Annotated in this window: 17 protein-coding genes; 15 read left to right on the forward strand and 2 right to left on the reverse strand. The window is 42.9% G+C overall.

Annotated features, from left to right (window positions below; all coding sequences use genetic code 11):
* Window positions 1-43: 43 nt before the first annotated feature.
* The 15 genes from ACOAOT_RS07035 to ACOAOT_RS07105 all read left to right on the forward strand — a co-directional run bounded on the left by ACOAOT_RS07035 (window position 44) and on the right by ACOAOT_RS07105 (window position 15,144).
* The gene (locus ACOAOT_RS07035; RefSeq protein WP_420216336.1) at window positions 44-700 is read left to right on the forward strand and encodes a YkgJ family cysteine cluster protein; all 657 of its coding nucleotides are present in this window, start codon (window positions 44-46) and stop codon (window positions 698-700) included.
* Window positions 701-753: 53 nt separating this feature from the next.
* A complete protein-coding gene (pyrF, locus tag ACOAOT_RS07040) occupies window positions 754-1,671 on the forward strand; it encodes an orotidine-5'-phosphate decarboxylase (RefSeq protein ID WP_420216337.1) in 918 nt (305 codons plus the stop codon).
* 9 nt (window positions 1,672-1,680) lie between these two features.
* Window positions 1,681-2,457: a dihydroorotate dehydrogenase electron transfer subunit gene (locus tag ACOAOT_RS07045; protein ID WP_420216338.1), complete on the forward strand. Its 777-nt coding sequence runs from the start codon at window positions 1,681-1,683 to the stop codon at window positions 2,455-2,457.
* On the forward strand, window positions 2,458-3,360 hold the full coding sequence (locus ACOAOT_RS07050) for a dihydroorotate dehydrogenase (RefSeq protein ID WP_420216339.1): 903 nt from the start codon (window positions 2,458-2,460) through the stop codon (window positions 3,358-3,360).
* Window positions 3,361-3,392: 32 nt separating this feature from the next.
* Window positions 3,393-4,070 (forward strand): orotate phosphoribosyltransferase, encoded by a 678-nt coding sequence (gene pyrE, locus ACOAOT_RS07055; protein WP_420216340.1) that lies wholly within the window; start codon window positions 3,393-3,395, stop codon window positions 4,068-4,070.
* 12 nt (window positions 4,071-4,082) lie between these two features.
* Window positions 4,083-4,232 carry a hypothetical protein gene (locus ACOAOT_RS07060; RefSeq protein WP_170072231.1) on the forward strand — a complete coding sequence of 50 codons (150 nt, stop codon included), beginning with the start codon at window positions 4,083-4,085 and terminating at the stop codon, window positions 4,230-4,232.
* Between the two features lie 80 nt (window positions 4,233-4,312).
* Complete coding sequence (locus tag ACOAOT_RS07065; RefSeq protein WP_420216341.1) at window positions 4,313-4,804, forward strand: VanZ family protein; 492 nt, start codon at window positions 4,313-4,315, stop codon at window positions 4,802-4,804.
* Window positions 4,773-5,093: a DUF6142 family protein gene (locus ACOAOT_RS07070; protein ID WP_420216342.1), complete on the forward strand. Its 321-nt coding sequence runs from the start codon at window positions 4,773-4,775 to the stop codon at window positions 5,091-5,093. Before ACOAOT_RS07065 ends, ACOAOT_RS07070 begins: the two co-directional genes overlap by 32 nt.
* Before the next feature lie 4 nt (window positions 5,094-5,097).
* A complete protein-coding gene (locus tag ACOAOT_RS07075) occupies window positions 5,098-7,173 on the forward strand; it encodes an aminopeptidase (RefSeq protein WP_420216343.1) in 2,076 nt (691 codons plus the stop codon).
* Window positions 7,174-7,281: 108 nt separating this feature from the next.
* On the forward strand, window positions 7,282-9,114 hold the full coding sequence (locus tag ACOAOT_RS07080; RefSeq protein WP_420216344.1) for a methyl-accepting chemotaxis protein: 1,833 nt from the start codon (window positions 7,282-7,284) through the stop codon (window positions 9,112-9,114).
* Window positions 9,115-9,356: 242 nt separating this feature from the next.
* Window positions 9,357-9,872 carry a 5-(carboxyamino)imidazole ribonucleotide mutase gene (purE, locus tag ACOAOT_RS07085; protein ID WP_420216345.1) on the forward strand — a complete coding sequence of 172 codons (516 nt, stop codon included), beginning with the start codon at window positions 9,357-9,359 and terminating at the stop codon, window positions 9,870-9,872.
* A gap of 26 nt (window positions 9,873-9,898) precedes the next feature.
* A complete protein-coding gene (gene purM / locus ACOAOT_RS07090; protein WP_420216346.1) occupies window positions 9,899-10,924 on the forward strand; it encodes a phosphoribosylformylglycinamidine cyclo-ligase in 1,026 nt (341 codons plus the stop codon).
* Window positions 10,918-11,520: a phosphoribosylglycinamide formyltransferase gene (gene purN, locus ACOAOT_RS07095; protein WP_420216347.1), complete on the forward strand. Its 603-nt coding sequence runs from the start codon at window positions 10,918-10,920 to the stop codon at window positions 11,518-11,520. The genes purM and purN overlap by 7 nt, the downstream gene beginning before the upstream one ends.
* Complete coding sequence (gene purD / locus ACOAOT_RS07100; RefSeq protein ID WP_420216348.1) at window positions 11,517-12,791, forward strand: phosphoribosylamine--glycine ligase; 1,275 nt, start codon at window positions 11,517-11,519, stop codon at window positions 12,789-12,791. Before purN ends, purD begins: the two co-directional genes overlap by 4 nt.
* A 475-nt stretch (window positions 12,792-13,266) precedes the next feature.
* Window positions 13,267-15,144: a DUF4914 family protein gene (locus tag ACOAOT_RS07105; protein WP_420216349.1), complete on the forward strand. Its 1,878-nt coding sequence runs from the start codon at window positions 13,267-13,269 to the stop codon at window positions 15,142-15,144.
* A 58-nt stretch (window positions 15,145-15,202) separates the two neighbouring features.
* Here ACOAOT_RS07105 and ACOAOT_RS07110 read toward each other — a convergent pair whose 3' ends face one another.
* The gene (locus tag ACOAOT_RS07110; protein WP_420216350.1) at window positions 15,203-16,264 is read right to left on the reverse strand and encodes an NADH:flavin oxidoreductase; all 1,062 of its coding nucleotides are present in this window, start codon (window positions 16,262-16,264) and stop codon (window positions 15,203-15,205) included.
* Window positions 16,248-17,477: an MFS transporter gene (locus tag ACOAOT_RS07115; RefSeq protein ID WP_420216351.1), complete on the reverse strand. Its 1,230-nt coding sequence runs from the start codon at window positions 17,475-17,477 to the stop codon at window positions 16,248-16,250. Before ACOAOT_RS07115 ends, ACOAOT_RS07110 begins: the two co-directional genes overlap by 17 nt.
* Window positions 17,478-17,594: the final 117 nt, after the last annotated feature.

A 17,594-nucleotide genomic window follows, 5' to 3' on the forward strand; every position in this document is an offset into this window, starting at 1 on the left:
GAATGACACTGTTTGGCTACAATGGAGAAGTGAGGATAAATTCATGAAGCGGGAAATTGATATAAAAGAAATTTCAGATGGAAAGTTGTATGACTTAAATGATATGGTAAAAGCGGACTGCAAAGACTGCGAAGGCTGTTCTGCCTGCTGCAAGGGGATGGGCAATTCCATTGTGCTGGACCCTCTGGATGTATTCCGGCTGACAAAAGGGCTTAACTGCACCTTTGAAGCGCTCATTCAGAAGCAGGCAGAGTTAAATGTTGTGGATGGAATTGTCCTTCCAAGTATCCGGATGGGAGAAGCGGGGGAGGCATGCGGATTTCTCGATCCTCAGGGCCGGTGCAGCATTCATTCGTTCCGCCCCGGGATCTGCCGTCTGTTTCCTCTTGGAAGAATTTATACAGAGGAAGGTATCCGGTATTTTCTGCAGATTTATGAATGCGCAAAGAAGAACAGAACCAAGGTGAAGGTACGCAGCTTTATGGACAATCCGGATGGGAAGCGATACGACAAATTTATTGCGGATTGGCACGATTTTTTAAAGAAAGCTGAAAATGAGATGGAAAAGCAGGATGATCCAAATTTTACCAGGGAGTTGAGCATGAATGTTCTGAAAATGTTCTATTTAACTCCCTATGAGAAAGAACAGGATTTTTATGATCAGTTTGGTAAAAGGCTTGAAGCCATAACTTTCTTATGATAGAATTGGTAAGATAAAGAAAAAACAGGGCGAAGAGAACCGAGGAGGAAAACATGATCAGGCAATTAATTGACAGAATTCAAAAAACAAATGCACCGGTTTGTGTGGGACTTGATCCAATGCTAAGTTATATTCCCGATCACGTAACAAAGAAGGCATATCATGAATTGGGTGAGACATTAGAGGGTGCTGCAGAAGCAATCTGGCAGTTCAATAAAGAAATTGTAGATCATGTTTATGATCTGATTCCCTCCGTAAAACCCCAGCTTGCCATGTATGAGCAGTTTGGAGTGGAAGGCTTAAAGGTATACGACAGAACAGTGAAATACTGTCAGGAGAAGGGACTCATTGTCATTGCTGATGCAAAAAGAGGAGATATTGGTTCTACATCTGCAGCCTATGCTATGGCTCATATCGGTAAAGTACAGGTTGGTTCTAAACGTATTCCGGCGTTTCACACAGAATTTCTTACAGTCAACCCCTATCTTGGAACAGACGGTATCGGTCCCTTTGTTGATGTATGCAAAGAAGAGGACAAAGGTCTGTTTGTACTGGTTAAAACCTCCAACCCTTCCAGCGGAGAATTTCAGGACCGTCTGATAGACGGCGCCCCTCTTTATGAACACGTAGCAAAGAAGGTTGTGGAATGGGGCGCAGACTGTATGGATGGAACCTACAGCAACGTGGGTGCAGTAGTAGGAGCCACATATCCGGAGATGAGCGCTGTATTAAGAAAAATGATGCCAAACACCTATTTCCTGGTACCTGGCTACGGAGCACAGGGAGGAACTGCTGAAGATTTAAAACCTTGTTTTAATGAAGATGGCCTTGGAGCAATCGTGAATTCTTCCAGAGGCATCATCGCCGCCTATAAACAGGATGCATATAAGAAATTCGGACCCCAGCTTTTTGGAGAAGCATCCAGACAGGCCGTGATTGATATGGTTTCTGATATTAACCGGGTGTTATAGGGGGAAATCATGGGAAAAATAAAAATCACTGCATCAGTTGCCAGTCAGGTCATGCTTTCAGACGGTGTGTACAGCATGTGGATTGACGCGAAGGAAATTACAGACCAGTCAATGCCTGGACAGTTCATTTCCGTTTATACAGGGGACAGTTCAAAGCTGCTGCCCCGTCCCATCAGTATCTGTGAGACAGACCGGGAAAAAGGTCTTTTAAGAATTGTTTACCGCATAGCGGGAAAAGGAACCGATGAGTTCTCCCGTTATAAGACTGGTGATCCGGTTATTATTATGGGACCTTTAGGCAATGGATTTCCGCTGGAAGCAGGGAACTCCGGGAAAAAGGCACTGTTAATCGGAGGCGGTATCGGAATACCTCCCATGTTAGAACTGGCAAAGAATCTTTCCTGTACAAAACAGATGGTTCTGGGATACCGGGACGAGTTGTTTTTAAATGAAGAGTTTCTCCCCTATGGAGATACGTTCCTTGCAACAGAAAGCGGCACTGCAGGAACCAAAGGCAATGTTATGGATGCAATCAGAGAGCATGGCTTACAAAGCGATGTGATTTTTGCATGTGGTCCGACTCCCATGTTAAAGTCTTTGCGGGCGTATGCTTTGGAACATCATATTGAATGCTATCTTTCCCTGGAAGAGAAGATGGCTTGTGGAATCGGAGCCTGCCTTGCCTGTGTCTGCAAAAGCAGTGAGAAAGATGAACATTCCATGGTTCATAATAAAAGAGTCTGCAAAGACGGTCCGGTATTTAAGGCTGAGGAGGTTGAATTCTAGATGAATATGAAAGTAAATCTTGCCGGTGTTACATTAAACAACCCGGTTATGACAGCCTCTGGCACTTTTGGTTCCGGTGAAGAATACAGCGAGCTTGTGGATTTAAACCGCCTGGGTGCAGTGGTGACAAAAGGAGTCGCCAATATTCCCTGGGCAGGGAATCCAACTCCCAGAATTGCGGAAACTTATGGTGGAATGATTAATGCCATTGGACTTCAAAACCCCGGTATGGATGTATTTATTAAGCGGGATATTCCATTTTTAAAGAAATATGATACAAAAATCATTGTCAATGTCTGCGGAAAGACCACGGAAGATTATATTGAAGTAGTGGAACGGCTTTCGGATGAACCAGTGGATATGCTGGAGATCAACATTTCCTGTCCCAATGTAAAAGAGGGGGGAATTGCATTCGGCCAGGATCCAAAAGCGGTGGAAGCCATAACAAGAGAGATAAAGAAGTATGCAAAACAGCCTGTTATTATGAAGCTCAGCCCCAATGTAACGGATATCACCGTTATGGCAAAAGCTGCACAAGCAGGCGGGGCAGATGTCTTATCCATGATTAATACTCTGACAGGAATGAAGATTGATGTAAACCGCCGTACATTTGCAGTGGCCAATAAGACAGGCGGGTTATCCGGTCCTGCAATCAAGCCAATTGCAGTGCGAATGGTTTATCAGGCAGCGTGTGCGGTTAAAATACCCATTATTGGAATGGGTGGAATTATGTCTGCTGAGGATGCCCTTGAATTTATACTTGCAGGTGCAAGTGCTGTCTCTGTAGGAACAGCCAATTTTGTTAATCCTTATGCAACCACGGAAATTATTGCAGGTATTGAAGATTATATGATAAGATATCAGGTAGAAGACATTAACGAGCTGATCGGTGCAGTACGATAACGGAACGGTTTTTGAATAGAGAGGACAGAAAGATGGAACAGTATAAGCAGGAGTTTATTGAATTTATGGTGGACAGTGATGTCCTTAAATTTGGAAGTTTTACACTGAAAAGCGGAAGAAAATCTCCATTTTTTATGAATGCCGGTTCTTATGTAACAGGAGCACAGTTAAAGAAGCTGGGTGAGTATTACGCCAAAGCGATACATGATAAGTTTGGTACTGATTTCGATGTACTGTTCGGACCAGCTTATAAAGGAATTCCCTTAAGCGTTGCAACTGCAATCGCATTCCATGAATTGTATGGAAAGGAAATTAAATACTGCTCCAACAGAAAAGAAGAAAAAGACCATGGCGGCGATGCCGGAATTCTGCTTGGAAGTCCTATAAAAGATGGAGACAGAGTAGTCATTATTGAAGATGTGACCACTTCCGGAAAGTCCATTGAAGAGACCTTTCCCATTATCAAAGCTCAGGGAGATGTAACGATTCTGGGTCTTATAGTTTCCTTAAACCGTATGGAGAAGGGAAAAACAGAGCAGAGCGCACTGGATGAAATCCAGGAAAAATATGGATTTAAAGCATCTGCCATCGTATCTATGGCAGAAGTAATCGAACATCTTTACAACCGGGAATACAAGGGACGAGTACTGATTGATGATGAATTAAATGCAGCAATTGATGATTATTATGAAGTGTATGGCGTAAAATAAGGAGAGCGGGATATGGAAAGAGTATATAAAACCATGAGAAATGCAGGTGCATTAAATATTGTTGTTGGAATTATAGTGACAGCCATCGGACTTGCTGCCGGTATCATTTCTATCGTAAACGGAGCAATCTTAATGAAAAGAAAATCTGAAATTACATTTTAACCGTTATCACAAGAGCGGAGGCTGTCAGAATTCATAAAATTCTGGCAGCTCTCTCCTTTTGGAATAAAGATGGAGCTGTTATGATTAAAAATGCGACGAAACGGCAGAAATTTGGTTGGGTGATTTTTATAATTTACCTGATCTTTTTGGCGTATTTTCTGTTTTTCTCCGATTATTTTGGAAGAAGCGGCCATATACGGGAGGAATACGCTTATAACCTCATTCCGCTGAAGGAAATTAAGAGATTTATTGTTTACCGCCATGTGGTGGGTATTAAGTCTTTCCTTTTAAACGTAGTTGGGAATATAGTCTGTTTCATGCCTTTTGGTTTTTTCCTGCCGGTGATAAGCCGCAGGAGCCGCCGCTTTTTCAATACAACTCTGCTCAGTTTTCTATTCAGTCTCTGCATTGAAACCACCCAGCTTATTTTCAAGGTGGGAAGCTTTGATGTGGATGATATGATTTTAAACTCCCTGGGAGGAATGATCGGATATATCTTTTATAAAATAGTACAGCACATAAGAGTAAGGAGGATGAGGCGTGGCAAAGCAGAAAAGAGTATCCTACATTAGAAAACCGTATGCTAAAAATAGTTTTCTGTCGTTGGGACTGGCTTTAGGAGCACTGGTTTTAGGGATACTTGGAATATCCAGTGCTGCAATCACTGCAGGACAGGCGCAGTTAAACGTTGCGGCTGTCTGCTTTTGCAGCATGTTGATTTCTATCTTTTCCCTGTTTTATGGTGTTCTTTCTTTCTTTGAAAAGGAAAAAAAATACATACTGTCCAAGATCGGAATTGGCATCAGTGTTTTGCTGATTATTTTTTGGATAGTTCTTCTTATTATTGGAATGAAGGGGTAAAAAAATGGATAGTAGAAAAATGTTTGAACAGGAAAATGAAGGAATTATGGAACGGTTTCAATTGTCTATGGAGCGGATCAGTCAGATCTCTTCCGAGAAGACAGTGTCACAGCCGTTTCATGATTATTTTACAAGGACAGCTTCATTTATATGCCTTATGGGGCAATACCTTGACTTTATAGAAGAGGGGAAGCTTAATACGGCTTCCTTAGATGAACTGAGAGAATGGAACCTGAAATTTTATGAGGACATTCTTCCTGACGCTTATGAAACCAGTTATGCCAATCCAGCTTATGCAGTGGAAAAGCTGGGAGACGGACTCGGACAGCTCCTTTGCTATCTTTATAAGGAAATCAGAGGAGATATTGTTTTTGTTCATGAAAACAGGCTGACTGATATTACGATTTTAAATGAGGCATTGATAGAAATCTATAACATATTTGAAGAGGGAGTGCCGGAGGTGGCCTCTGTAAAAGAGGTTATTTACTGGTTTGTCAGTGATTATACGGATCATACAGTGACTTTTCGTGTAAGAGAGGGGTTAGATCCTTCCCTTTCCTTTGCAACTGATATTATTCGGAACAGTGATTTAACGGATCTTCGCTATCTCTACCACTTTGGGGAATATATTTCGGATTCCGAGCTTAAAGTTGCAGATTATCTCAATTCTCTTCCAGAGGAGAAGGTTCGTCTGATGGCGGATACCTATACGGAAGGGTACAGAAAAGGCTTTGAGGTAATGGGAAGAGATTTATCCAAAAAGAAAGCAGTCCAGATTCGCTATGAGCTTGGCTTTGAACGCATGGTAAAATATGCCATAGAGAATTTTGAAAAACTGGGGCTTAAGGTGATTTTATGCCGTGCTGCAGTCTGGGCAGTGAATACCAATGCTGGACGGAAAGCAGGCTATTATAGTACATCACCAAACCGTCAGTATGATTATGATCACCGTTACGATGATGCGATCTATGTCAATAAAGCCTTTAAAGACCGAAAAGCTTCTGTCCTGAAAGTTGCATACGAGACTTATAAAGACCTGGCTGCGGCTTTTGCAGGACCTGCAGTAATTGAGACCTTTGGAAAAGAAGGCTTCCAGCCGGTTAATAAACCGGAAGCCAACCACCTTGATTCCAAACAGGAGAAGCTTTCTGTGGAAATGTCCAGTGAAACAGCCAGAATTTTAAATGAGTATGTTCCCGGTGATGAGATCAGCTTTACCATCATCGCATTTCCTGTTCCGGAAATCGGTGATAATTTTGAAGAGATATTTAATGAGACCATTGCCATCAATACCCTGGATTATGAAAAGTACAAAGGTCTGCAGCAAACCATTATAGATGCACTGGATGAAGCAGACTATGTGGAAATTACAGGAAAAGGGAATAATAAAACCCGTTTGACAGTCGCACTCCATCATTTAAAAGACAGAGAAAAAGAAACGAATTTTGAAAACTGTGTTGCCGATGTGAATATTCCCCTTGGAGAAGTGTTTACTTCACCCAGACTGGCTGGAACAAGCGGTGTATTAGAAGTCAGCACGGTATACATTGCTGATTTCCAGTTTAAGGATCTGGTAATGACATTTGAAGACGGCATGATCAAAGACTATTCCTGCAGTAATTTTAATGATCCAAAGGAAGGAAAAGAACTGATCAGACAGGTGATTTTAAAGAATCATGACACTCTGCCCATGGGTGAGTTTGCAATCGGAACCAATACCACTGCTTACGCTATGGCAAGAAAGTTTAATATTCTTGATAAGCTTCCTATTTTAATTGTGGAGAAGATGGGACCACATTTTGCGGTTGGTGATACGTGCTACAGCTGGGCGGAAGACAGCAAGCTGTATAACCCCAATGGCAAGGAGATTATCGCCAAGGAAAATGAGGTTTCAGCACTGAGAAAAGAGGATGCTTCCAAGGCATATTTTAACTGCCATACAGATATCACCATTCCTTACGCGGAACTGGATAAGATTGAAACCGTATGTGGAGATGGAAAACGAACTTTGATAATTGAAGATGGAAAATTTATATTAAAAGGTACGGAAGAATTAAACCTGCCATTTTCCGGGCTGTAAGCTTTCATAATTGAAAACTTAGAGATTGCCATTAAGATATAGTTATAATTGCCGATAATACACTATCGGTGTGAGGACTTTACAAAAGAGATAGTTGGAGGATACCATATGAAGAATTTAAAGATTGGCAAAAGAATTGCAGTCTCTTTTGGGATTATTTTTATTTTGTTTTTAATTGTATCAGGCACCTCGTTATACAGTCTGATCGTTAATAATTCCAGGTTTGTAGAATTTTACAACAACGGTCATGAAGTATCGATGCTGACGGTTGAGATGAGACGCAATGTTGAGTCAGCAGCAAAGAATGTGGGCTATGCAACCATGATTTCGGATTTAATAAAAAAGGGTAACTATATTGACCAGTCTGAGGCGGACTTTAATGAATTAAAAGAAAACCTTCAACAGTTAAAAGACAAATACAAGGGTGACAAAGCCCTGGTTGAAGATATTGAAAAGGCCCTCAGCGAAGCAGAGCCTTCCAAAGAAGAAGTCTTCACCCTGGCAAAAGATAATAGAACCAGGCAGGCAACAGAGGTTTTCTTTGAATCACTGGAGCCGCGTTTTGACCAGATTCAGGCTGATTTGATCCAGATCAGTGATTCTGCCAAGCAGAGTGCTGACAGTGATTATAAAAGATCCCAGTCTGATATGACCGGCACTGAGGTGATTGTTATCCTGCTTCAGATTATTGGAGCGGCAGCCACGATCATTCTTGCAGCTGCCATGACAAGAAGCATAGTTGCTCCTGTCAAACAGATTGAAAAAGCAGCAGCAGAGATGTCAAAAGGCAGTCTCCATGTTGATTTAAATTATCAGTCAAAGGATGAACTTGGCGGCCTTGGTAACAGTATGCGTTCCACTATATTAAATATTGGAAGTATCATTGATGATATAATTTACATCCTCGGATCCATGGCAGCTGGAGATTTTACAGTTGTTTCAAAGAACCAGGAACAGTATGTTCTGGATTATGAACCAATATTACTGGCAATCAGGAATATCAGGGATAATTTAAGCGATGCATTTACCCGGATTAATGAATCCGCTGACTTAGTTGCAGGTGGTTCTGAGCAGGTATCATCCGGAGCTCAGGCTCTGTCCCAGGGAGCCACTGAACAGGCCTCATCCATTCAGGAGCTGGCAGCCACCATTAATGATATCTCAAATCAGATTAATAAAAATGCCGAGAACGCCAAAGAAGCACGGTTAAAATCAGAAGAAGCCAGTCTTAATGTAACAAAGAGCAATCAGAAGATGATAGAAATGAATCAGGCCATGACTGAGATTAACACCAAATCCAGTGAGATCGGCAAGATCATTAAAACCATTGAGGACATTGCATTCCAGACCAATATTCTGGCATTAAATGCAGCAGTAGAAGCTGCAAGAGCAGGAGAGGCAGGAAAAGGGTTTGCTGTGGTAGCAGACGAAGTCCGCAACCTTGCAAGCAAGTCAGGAGAAGCTGCTAAAAATACTACAATTCTCATTGAAGAAAGTCTGCAGGCAGTGGAGAATGGAAACAGAATCACGGCTGAAACAGCAAAAGCCATGCAGGAGGTTGTTGAAGGAAGCCGCCGCATTAATATGATTATAGAAGAAATAGCTGCCGCTTCGGACAAACAGGCTGCCGCTGTTAATCAGGTTACTCTGGGAATCGACCAGATCTCCAGTGTAGTTCAGACCACTTCTGCTACAGCAGAACAGAGTGCGGCTGCCAGTGAAGAATTATCCGGACAGGCACAGATTATGAAAAGCCTGATTCAGCAATTCAAGGTACATGGCAGTACAGCTGAGAAGAGTAGCCTGACTTTAAACACGGAAAAGAAAGAAGCAGAGGCTGATTTTATTCCGGTTTATCAGGAAGAGGCAGAGCTTGAGCCTGTTGTCATTGACCCGGTATACTTCGAAGACTCCTCTTCATTTAAGAATAGCAAATATTAAATACAGGACAGGTGTGAAAAGCAGGAGGTGGTTTAATCCTTCCGGTTTTTCACGCCTGTTTTTTTCGTTACCGGGTATACTTAAAAATATAAAGAAAAATATTGACGAGTCAGAGAAAAGCTAGTATTATAATTAATAAGTGCAAATTAATTAATAAGCATACAATATTAGATATACTTATTAATAGCATTACTCTTAATAATGAATTACACACGATTGGAAGAGAAAGAGGAGAAATTACTATGGCAAACGTATCTATTGTTATGGGAAGTGATTCAGATATGCCTGTTATGGCGCAGGCTGCAGAGGTTCTTGAAAAACTGGGAGTAGAATTTGAAATGACTGTTATTTCTGCACACAGAGAACCGGATATATTTTTTGAATATGCGAAAACAGCAGAAGCCAGAGGCATCAAAGTGATCATCGCCGGAGCAGGTAAAGCAGCTCACCTTCCGGGAATGTGTGCCGCATTATTTCCAATGCCTGTCATTGGTATTCCTATGAAGACTTCAGACCTGGGGGGAGTGGATTCCCTGTATTCCATCGTACAGATGCCTTCCGGTATTCCGGTAGCCACAGTAGCTATTAACGGAGGTACCAATGCTGGTATACTGGCTGCAAAGATATTAGCTGCAGGAGATGGAGAGCTTTTGGCAAGACTGAAGGATTATTCTGAGAACTTGAAGAATGATGTAGTGAAAAAAGCAGAGAAACTGGATAAGATCGGGTATCGGGAATACTTGTCCCAGATGAAATAGAGGAAGAAAAAGCGGAGGAAAAAGAGATGGATTATAAGAATGCCGGAGTTGATATTGAAGCTGGATACAAATCGGTTGAATTAATGAAAAAGCATGTACAGGAAACCATGAGACCAGAGGTACTTGGCGGACTTGGCGGATTTTCAGGAGCGTTTTCCATGTCAGCATTCAAAGATATGGAGAAGCCCACCCTGGTATCCGGAACCGACGGAGTAGGAACTAAGCTGAAGATAGCATTTCTTATGGATCAACATAATACCGTTGGTATTGACTGTGTAGCCATGTGCGTCAATGATATTGCCTGTGCAGGCGGTGAACCTCTGTTTTTCCTTGACTATATTGCCTGCGGAAAGAATTATCCGGAAAAGATAGCTGAGATTGTCAGCGGTGTGGCAGAAGGCTGTAAGCAGGCAGGAGCCGCACTGATTGGAGGAGAAACTGCAGAGATGCCTGGTTTTTATCCTGAGGATGAATATGATCTTGCAGGTTTTGCAGTAGGAGTGGTTGATGAAAAAAATCTGATTACCGGTACATCGATTAAGGCTGGGGATGTTTTAATCGGTATTACCTCCTCCGGTGTCCACAGCAATGGTTTTTCCCTTGTCCGCAAGGTGTTTGATGTGACAAAAGAGAATTTAAATGTTTATTATGAAGAACTTGGTAAAACCCTTGGGGAATGCTTAATCGTGCCCACTAAAATTTATGTGAAAGCATTAAAAAGCGTAAAAGAGAGTGGTGTGACCATTAAAGGCTGCAGCCATATTACGGGAGGCGGATTTTATGAGAATATACCCCGTATGCTTCCAGATGGAATCTGCGCTGAAGTGGAGAAAAACAGCTATGAAGTGCCCGCAATCTTTAAGCTTATGGAAGCAAAAGGTGAGATAGCAGAAGAGATTATGTACAATACCTTTAACATGGGAATTGGTATGGTGCTGGCTGTGGATCCTGCCGATCAGGATAAGGCCATAGAGGCAATCAAGGCTGCAGGAGAAACTCCTTATGTAATCGGCTGTACAAAAGCCGGTGAGAAGGGTGTGGTCTTATGCTAAGAGTCGGCGTTCTGGTATCCGGCGGGGGAACTAATCTTCAGGCGGTTCTAAATGCCATTGACAACGGGGAGATTCAAAACGCAGAAGTCAAAGTAGTCATCAGCAATAACAAAAGTGCCTATGCATTAGAACGTGCAAGGAATCGTGGAATCGATGCTCTTTGTATTTCCCCTAAGGAATTTGAAAGCAGGACGCAGTTTCACGATGAATTATTGTCCAGAATTGATGAGTATCATCTTGATTTAATCGTACTTGCAGGTTTTCTGGTTACCATTCCTGAAGCGATGATTCAGAAATACAGAAACCGCATTATAAATATTCATCCTTCCCTGATCCCATCTTTTTGCGGAACCGGCTATTTTGGTCTGAAGGTTCACGAAGCCGCATTGGCAAGAGGTGTGAAAATTACAGGTGCTACGGTTCATTATGTTGATGAGGGAACGGATACAGGTCCCATACTTTTACAAAAGGCAGTGGAAGTAAAGGAAGGCGATTCGCCGGAAGAACTTCAGAAAAGAGTCATGGAAGAAGCGGAGTGGGTCATTCTTCCCCAGGCGATTGCACTGATTGCAAAGGAACAGGAGGAAAAAGCATGAAGGTTCTGATCATTGGAGGCGGCGGCAGAGAGCATGCCATTGCATGGAAGGTCGCCCAGAGCCCTAAGGTTCAAAAGCTGTACTGCGCTCCGGGAAATGCCGGAATTGCTGAAATTGCAGAATGCGTTGACATCGGAGTGATGGATTTTGACAGTCAGGTGGAATTTGCCAGAAGCAAAGAGATTGACCTGGTAATTGTTGGACCCGATGATCCTCTTGTGGCAGGTGCTGCTGATGCATTTATAAATGCCGGAATCCGGGTATTCGGTCCGGAGAAAAAAGCTGCCTGTCTGGAAGGCTCCAAGTCTTTTTCTAAGGATCTGATGAAAAAATATGGAATACCCACGGCCACTTACGAAACCTTTGATTCTGCAGAGGATGCACTTGCTTATCTGGAAACTGCCAAAATGCCGGTTGTTTTAAAGGCAGATGGCCTGGCTCTTGGTAAAGGCGTATTAATCTGCAGTACACTGGAAGAGGCAAAGGACGGTGTCAGAACCCTGATGCTGGACAAGCAGTTCGGCTCTGCGGGTGACCGGATTGTAGTGGAAGAATTCATGATTGGCCGGGAAGTGTCCGTACTTTCTTTTGTAGATGGCAAAAACATAAAGATAATGACTTCTGCCCAGGATCATAAACGGGCTCAGGATGGGGATCAAGGTCTTAATACAGGCGGAATGGGAACATTTTCCCCCAGTCCCTTCTATACAGAGGAGATAGATGAATTTTGCAAAAAAAACATCTATCAGGCAACAGTGGATGCAATGCTGTCTGAGAACAGGGAATTCAAGGGAATCATCTTTTTTGGTTTAATGCTGACCAGCGAAGGACCTAAGGTTTTAGAGTATAATGCAAGATTTGGTGATCCTGAAACACAGGTGGTACTTCCCAGAATGAAAAATGACATTGTAGAGGTGTTTGAGGCCTGCATCGATGGAACACTAAGTGACATTGACTTACAATTCGAAGATAATGCAGCGGTTTGTGTGGTTCTGGCTTCTGATGGATATCCGGAGCATTATGAAAAAGGGTTTCCAATCAAAGGGCTGGAGCATTTTAAAGGACAGAATGGATACTATGCATTCCACGCAGGAAGTAAGTTTGATAAAGAGGGAATTCCTGTAACTAACGGTGGAAGAGTTCTTGGTGTAACAGCTCTTGGAGATAATTTAAAAGAAGCGAGAGCCAACGCTTATGAAGCCGTTAAATGGGTGGATTTTGAAAATAAATACATGAGACATGATATTGGTAAGGCGATTGATGAAGCGTAAAGCCACATAATGTCAGCCGGTTTTCTGCATAAAAAAACGTTGACACGACAGAATTTTCATGATATTGTATCTCTACAGTAGGACTTTGTTCTTTTAAAGTGTTTTTCTACATCACTATCTAATGACGGCATAGGATAAGACTGGACTTACACAGTTTCATAGTACCGGAAGACATATAAAACGGGTTGCATAAAGGTGTAACTGAGCCGATATCCAGGTTACGGGTATCGGCTTTTCCCATAATGCCTGATAAAGGGAGGCTGATCGGCAGGAGTAAGAAAAATAAAGTTCATGTTTAAGGGTAGAGGGGATGTCAAAATTTGGCAAAAAATGCTGGGCGAGTAATATGACGAAAAATGTCTAAAATAAACTATGTAATGCTAATGTTTGGGGTTTTGAAACTACATAGTTTGTACCAGTGCGGTCTTCGGTACAAACTTCAGGTGCATAATTATGCACAGGAATGGAGGAAAATATGCTAGAATGTTTACGTAAATTAAATTTACCGGAGTATGTACAGGATATTTTAAATCAGTCACAAGGTGTGGTCATTCCAAAATCAAGAAAAGAACTGTTAACTCTTGCTATGGGCGGCGATGAGAACATTACATTCGATATTGATTATGAAGTGGAAGGCAAGGGAAGAGTGTTAGAGGCGACTGCAACCAAATGTAAAAATGGTATTGTAGTGAATTATATGGAAGATTACATGCGCAGACGTGATCCAAACTCCATGCTGATTGCAGATAAGAATCCTACGGATAAGCCAAGATATGAAGATGTTTATCACAAAGATTTCGAAATTCTCAGAATGGATACCTTTGACTGGCTGAAAAATCAGGAACTGATATTTTTCCCATTTAAATCCGGCGGTCTGGAGTATGGTTATGATTCTGTTTTAGTAGCTCCGGCCAATGCAGGATTTTTTGCAGCAGGCCTTGCAGATCTCCAGGGATTTCTAAACATAGACGAAATCACATATGATTTTAAACCGAGAGCAGTTGTTTTTCTCGCACCACCATTCCGTCATACACATTTTAATGGAAAACAGGTAGTGGTTCATAACCGTCTTCAGGGAATACATGAGGTATATGCCTATAATCTTTATCCAGGTCCAAGTGCCAAAAAAGGTATTTATGGTGTGCTTTTAGACATTGGTGAGGAAGAAGGCTGGGTAACAGCACATGCATCCGCAGTAAAGGTTATCACTCCTTACGACAATGAAATCGTGATTATGCATGAAGGTGCTTCCGGCGGCGGAAAAAGTGAAATGCTGGAAGATATCCATAAAGAGATGGATGGAAGAGTTGTTTTAGGAAGAAATACAGTGACAGGAGAGAAGAACTACTTAAATCTCTCAGAGACCTGTGATTTAATTCCTGTAACAGATGATATGGCACTGTGCCATCCCCAGATGCAGCAGGGAAGTAAGAAGCTGGTTGTAAAGGACGCAGAGTCCTCCTGGTTCTTAAGAGTGGATAATATTAAGCGTTACGGAGCTTCTCCCCAGTATGAAAGAATATTCATTCAGCCGGAAGAACCGTTAATCTTTTTAAACCTTCAGGGAGTACCGGAAGCGACTTGTCTGCCATGGGAGCATACTATGGACAGCACTGGAAAACCATGCCCGAATCCAAGAGTAATTCTGCCAAGAAAGCTGGTTCCAAATTCCATTGATGAGCCGGTTGAGGTTGATGTGAGAAGCTTTGGAGTCAGAACACCAGCCTGTACAAAGGCAAATCCGTCATACGGAATTATGGGTATTATGCATATCCTTCCTCCCGCTCTTGCATGGCTGTGGCGTCTGGTAGCACCAAGAGGCTACAACAACCCGAGTATTATCGACTCCCAGGGAATGACCAGCGAAGGAGTGGGTTCCTACTGGCCATTTGCAACAGGTAAGATGGTAACACAGGCAAACCTTCTTCTGGATCAGATATTACAGTCTACCAACACCCGCTATGTTCTGATTCCCAATCAGCATATCGGAGCGTACGAAGTGAGCTTTATGCCGGAGTGGATCTCCAGAGAATATATTGCACGCCGCGGAAGCGCGAAGTTCAAACCAGAGCATCTGGTAGAAGCCCGCTGCCCTCTGTTAGGATTTGGTCTTGATTCATTAAAGATTGACGGACAATATATCAGAAGAGCATTCTTAAGACCGGAGACTCAGCAGGAAGTGGGAATTGAAGGCTACGATGCAGGTGCGGAAATCTTAACTGAGTTCTTCAGACAGGAACTGGTTAAATACAATACAGATGACTTAAATCCGTTAGGAAAGCAGATTATCGAGATGTTCATGAAGGGTGCAACAGTTCAGGATTATCTTGAAATTATGCCTATGAGATATTAAGAAAAAGACACGCAGCTCTTAGGATGGTGTTTCATCCATAGAGCTGCGCTTCTTTTTGTCATTTATTATTTCGTTCATATCTGATTCTGCCAGGACACTTTTCCGGATTGATCCGCCACATACAGATTTTGCAGTGAATGCAGGCTCCTGTATCTTTTCCGTTTCTGGCGTCATTTGCCCAGTTGGGGTTAACCAAAGTTCCCCGTCCGATGTTAACCATATCAATCCCGGTTGCAGTTAATATCTCATCGGCCTGCTCTGGGGAAATGATTTCTCCCACGGTGAAAACCGGAACAGATACCTGTTTCCTGATTTCCTGTGCACCGTAAATTAAGTCCGTGAACCGGTAATCAGCTGTCTTAAATGGATCAGAAAGCTGCATGAATCCAAAAGAAATGTTGAGAAAATCAATACCCTCTGCCTGAAAAATCTTGGCATGATCAATCCCATCAGATAGTTTGGGCTCAAACGCACCCAGCCGCATTCCCACGATAAAAGAATCAGGTGTCCGTTTCCGGATCTCTCTGATTATTTCCAGAGCAAACAGCGCCGGATTATTCCCATATTCATCATTTCGCACGTTCACCCGGCTGTTTAAGAACTGACTGATTAAATAGTTGTGGCATCCATGAAGCTCCACTCCATCATAACCTGCCTTATATGCCCGTTCTGCAGCATCTGCAAATGAGTTCTGAATCCGGTGCAATTCTAAACGTGTGAGTGCTCTGGATTTTTTCATGGTTCCCTTCACCATACACTGAATATCACTGGGGCAGACGGTTTCTTCCATAAAGCCGAAGACGCCGCCGTGATGAATCTGTACAAAGATGGGTGTCCCGGTTTCATGAACCGCATTTGTAATTCTTTTAAGTCCTTCGATCTGCCCGTCTTCCCAGATTCCAATCTGTGAATCACAGAGTCGTCCGTCCTTTTCCACACAGGTAGCCTCCTGAATAATGAGTCCCGGCCCGCCCTGGGCAATTTTACGGTAATGCTCGACCTGAATATCAGTTACATAGCCTGTATCATCGGTACGGTTGTAAATTACCATGGGAGGTACGGCAATTCTGTTTTTTACCTCCAGATTACGAATCTTCATTGAATTAAATAATTTGTTCATTGATGATCTCCTTTTTATAATTATGATTATATCCATTGTCAGTGAGAAAGTAAAGAAGGGCGATGAGCGGCATGGCCATTCCTATGAGAGAAGCGCCAAACCAGCTTGCAGATGCATAAGCCCAGCCGCCCAGAAAAGAGCCAAGCGCTCCTCCCGTGAAGAAAACTGCCATAAATAGGCCATTCATCCTTCCCCGGGTCTGATCACCCAGTTCGTAAATTGCCTTCTGGCTCAGTACCAGGTTTCCCGAAACGGCCATGTCAAGAAGAAGGGCAGCTGCCAGAAAGACCATAAGGGAGATTCTGATGGGAGATAAGATCCCGTGGGTGAGCAGGAATGCCGCCGATGCAGTGAGGAACGCCAGTAGGGTAAGTGGTTTTGTGTACCCTTTGTCAGCCAGCTTTCCGGCAATAGGGGATACCGCTGCTCCCCCCACACCAGCCAGAGAAAATAATGCAATCCCAGTCTGGGTCAGGTGATAATGTTCTTCCAGCCACATGGGAGCCACAGTCCAGAAAAGACTGAAAGAGCAAAAGAGACAGGCCTGGTACACCGCCCTGCGCTTTAGTACAGGTGTGTGAATTAACAGTGGTAACAAGGAAGCGATTAGACTGCGGTATGACTGATTCTTCCGGGGACTGCGGGGAGGTAGCAGAAACACCAGCAAAACTGCAATGACTGTCATAATACCTGCAGATAAAAGGAATACACTCCGCCAGCCCGTAAATTGGGCAAGCAAGCTGGAAATCGGGCGTGCTGCCATAATACCAAGTAAAAGTCCGCTCATGACATTGCCCACCATACGTCCCTGCTCCTTCGCCGGAACCAGCGAAGCGGAGTAAGGAACTAATATCTGTGCAGATACAGACCCAAAACCGGTCAGGCAGGCTGCAAAAAGAAACAGGCCGGCATGGTGAGTGAGAGCACTGATGAGCAGACCGCAGGCAGCCGTCATCAGCCCTAAGCCGGTTAAAAGCCTGTTTTCTGCCATATCGCTGAAAGGTACGATAAAAAGAAGACCAATAACGTATCCCAGCTGAGTCATGGTGACAATAAGCCCTGTCATTGATCTGGGCATGGAAAGGGAATTTCCGATCAATCCGGCAAGAGGCTGGGCGTAATATAAATTTGCGGCAATCAGGCCGCAGGAGGCAGCCAGCAGAAATACCAGCCATAAAGGAGATTGATTTTTGTTTGTTTTAGTTTCTTTCATAAAGAGACCTCATTTCTCTCAAAATATATAAACTGTACGTATCGTTTAGTAATTAAATCTTAATCCTATTCTTTAAAAATGTCAATCGATTTTCCTTGAAAAAAATAAACGAAAGAT

It is taken from the genome of Lacrimispora struthionigena (assembly GCF_048627165.1).
In the GTDB taxonomy this organism is placed as follows: Bacteria; Bacillota; Clostridia; order Lachnospirales; family Lachnospiraceae; genus Lacrimispora.

Coding starts and splice junctions, on each gene's coding strand:
- ACOAOT_RS07035 (WP_420216336.1), top strand. CDS start 44: ATGAAGCGGGAAATTGATATAAAAGAAATTTCAGATGGAAAGTTGTAT.
- pyrF (WP_420216337.1), top strand. CDS start 754: ATGATCAGGCAATTAATTGACAGAATTCAAAAAACAAATGCACCGGTT.
- ACOAOT_RS07045 (WP_420216338.1), top strand. CDS start 1,681: ATGGGAAAAATAAAAATCACTGCATCAGTTGCCAGTCAGGTCATGCTT.
- ACOAOT_RS07050 (WP_420216339.1), top strand. CDS start 2,458: ATGAATATGAAAGTAAATCTTGCCGGTGTTACATTAAACAACCCGGTT.
- pyrE (WP_420216340.1), top strand. CDS start 3,393: ATGGAACAGTATAAGCAGGAGTTTATTGAATTTATGGTGGACAGTGAT.
- ACOAOT_RS07060 (WP_170072231.1), top strand. CDS start 4,083: ATGGAAAGAGTATATAAAACCATGAGAAATGCAGGTGCATTAAATATT.
- ACOAOT_RS07065 (WP_420216341.1), top strand. CDS start 4,313: ATGATTAAAAATGCGACGAAACGGCAGAAATTTGGTTGGGTGATTTTT.
- ACOAOT_RS07075 (WP_420216343.1), top strand. CDS start 5,098: ATGGATAGTAGAAAAATGTTTGAACAGGAAAATGAAGGAATTATGGAA.
- ACOAOT_RS07080 (WP_420216344.1), top strand. CDS start 7,282: ATGAAGAATTTAAAGATTGGCAAAAGAATTGCAGTCTCTTTTGGGATT.
- purE (WP_420216345.1), top strand. CDS start 9,357: ATGGCAAACGTATCTATTGTTATGGGAAGTGATTCAGATATGCCTGTT.
- purM (WP_420216346.1), top strand. CDS start 9,899: ATGGATTATAAGAATGCCGGAGTTGATATTGAAGCTGGATACAAATCG.
- purN (WP_420216347.1), top strand. CDS start 10,918: ATGCTAAGAGTCGGCGTTCTGGTATCCGGCGGGGGAACTAATCTTCAG.
- purD (WP_420216348.1), top strand. CDS start 11,517: ATGAAGGTTCTGATCATTGGAGGCGGCGGCAGAGAGCATGCCATTGCA.
- ACOAOT_RS07105 (WP_420216349.1), top strand. CDS start 13,267: ATGCTAGAATGTTTACGTAAATTAAATTTACCGGAGTATGTACAGGAT.
- ACOAOT_RS07110 (WP_420216350.1), bottom strand. CDS start 16,264: ATGAACAAATTATTTAATTCAATGAAGATTCGTAATCTGGAGGTAAAA.
- ACOAOT_RS07115 (WP_420216351.1), bottom strand. CDS start 17,477: ATGAAAGAAACTAAAACAAACAAAAATCAATCTCCTTTATGGCTGGTA.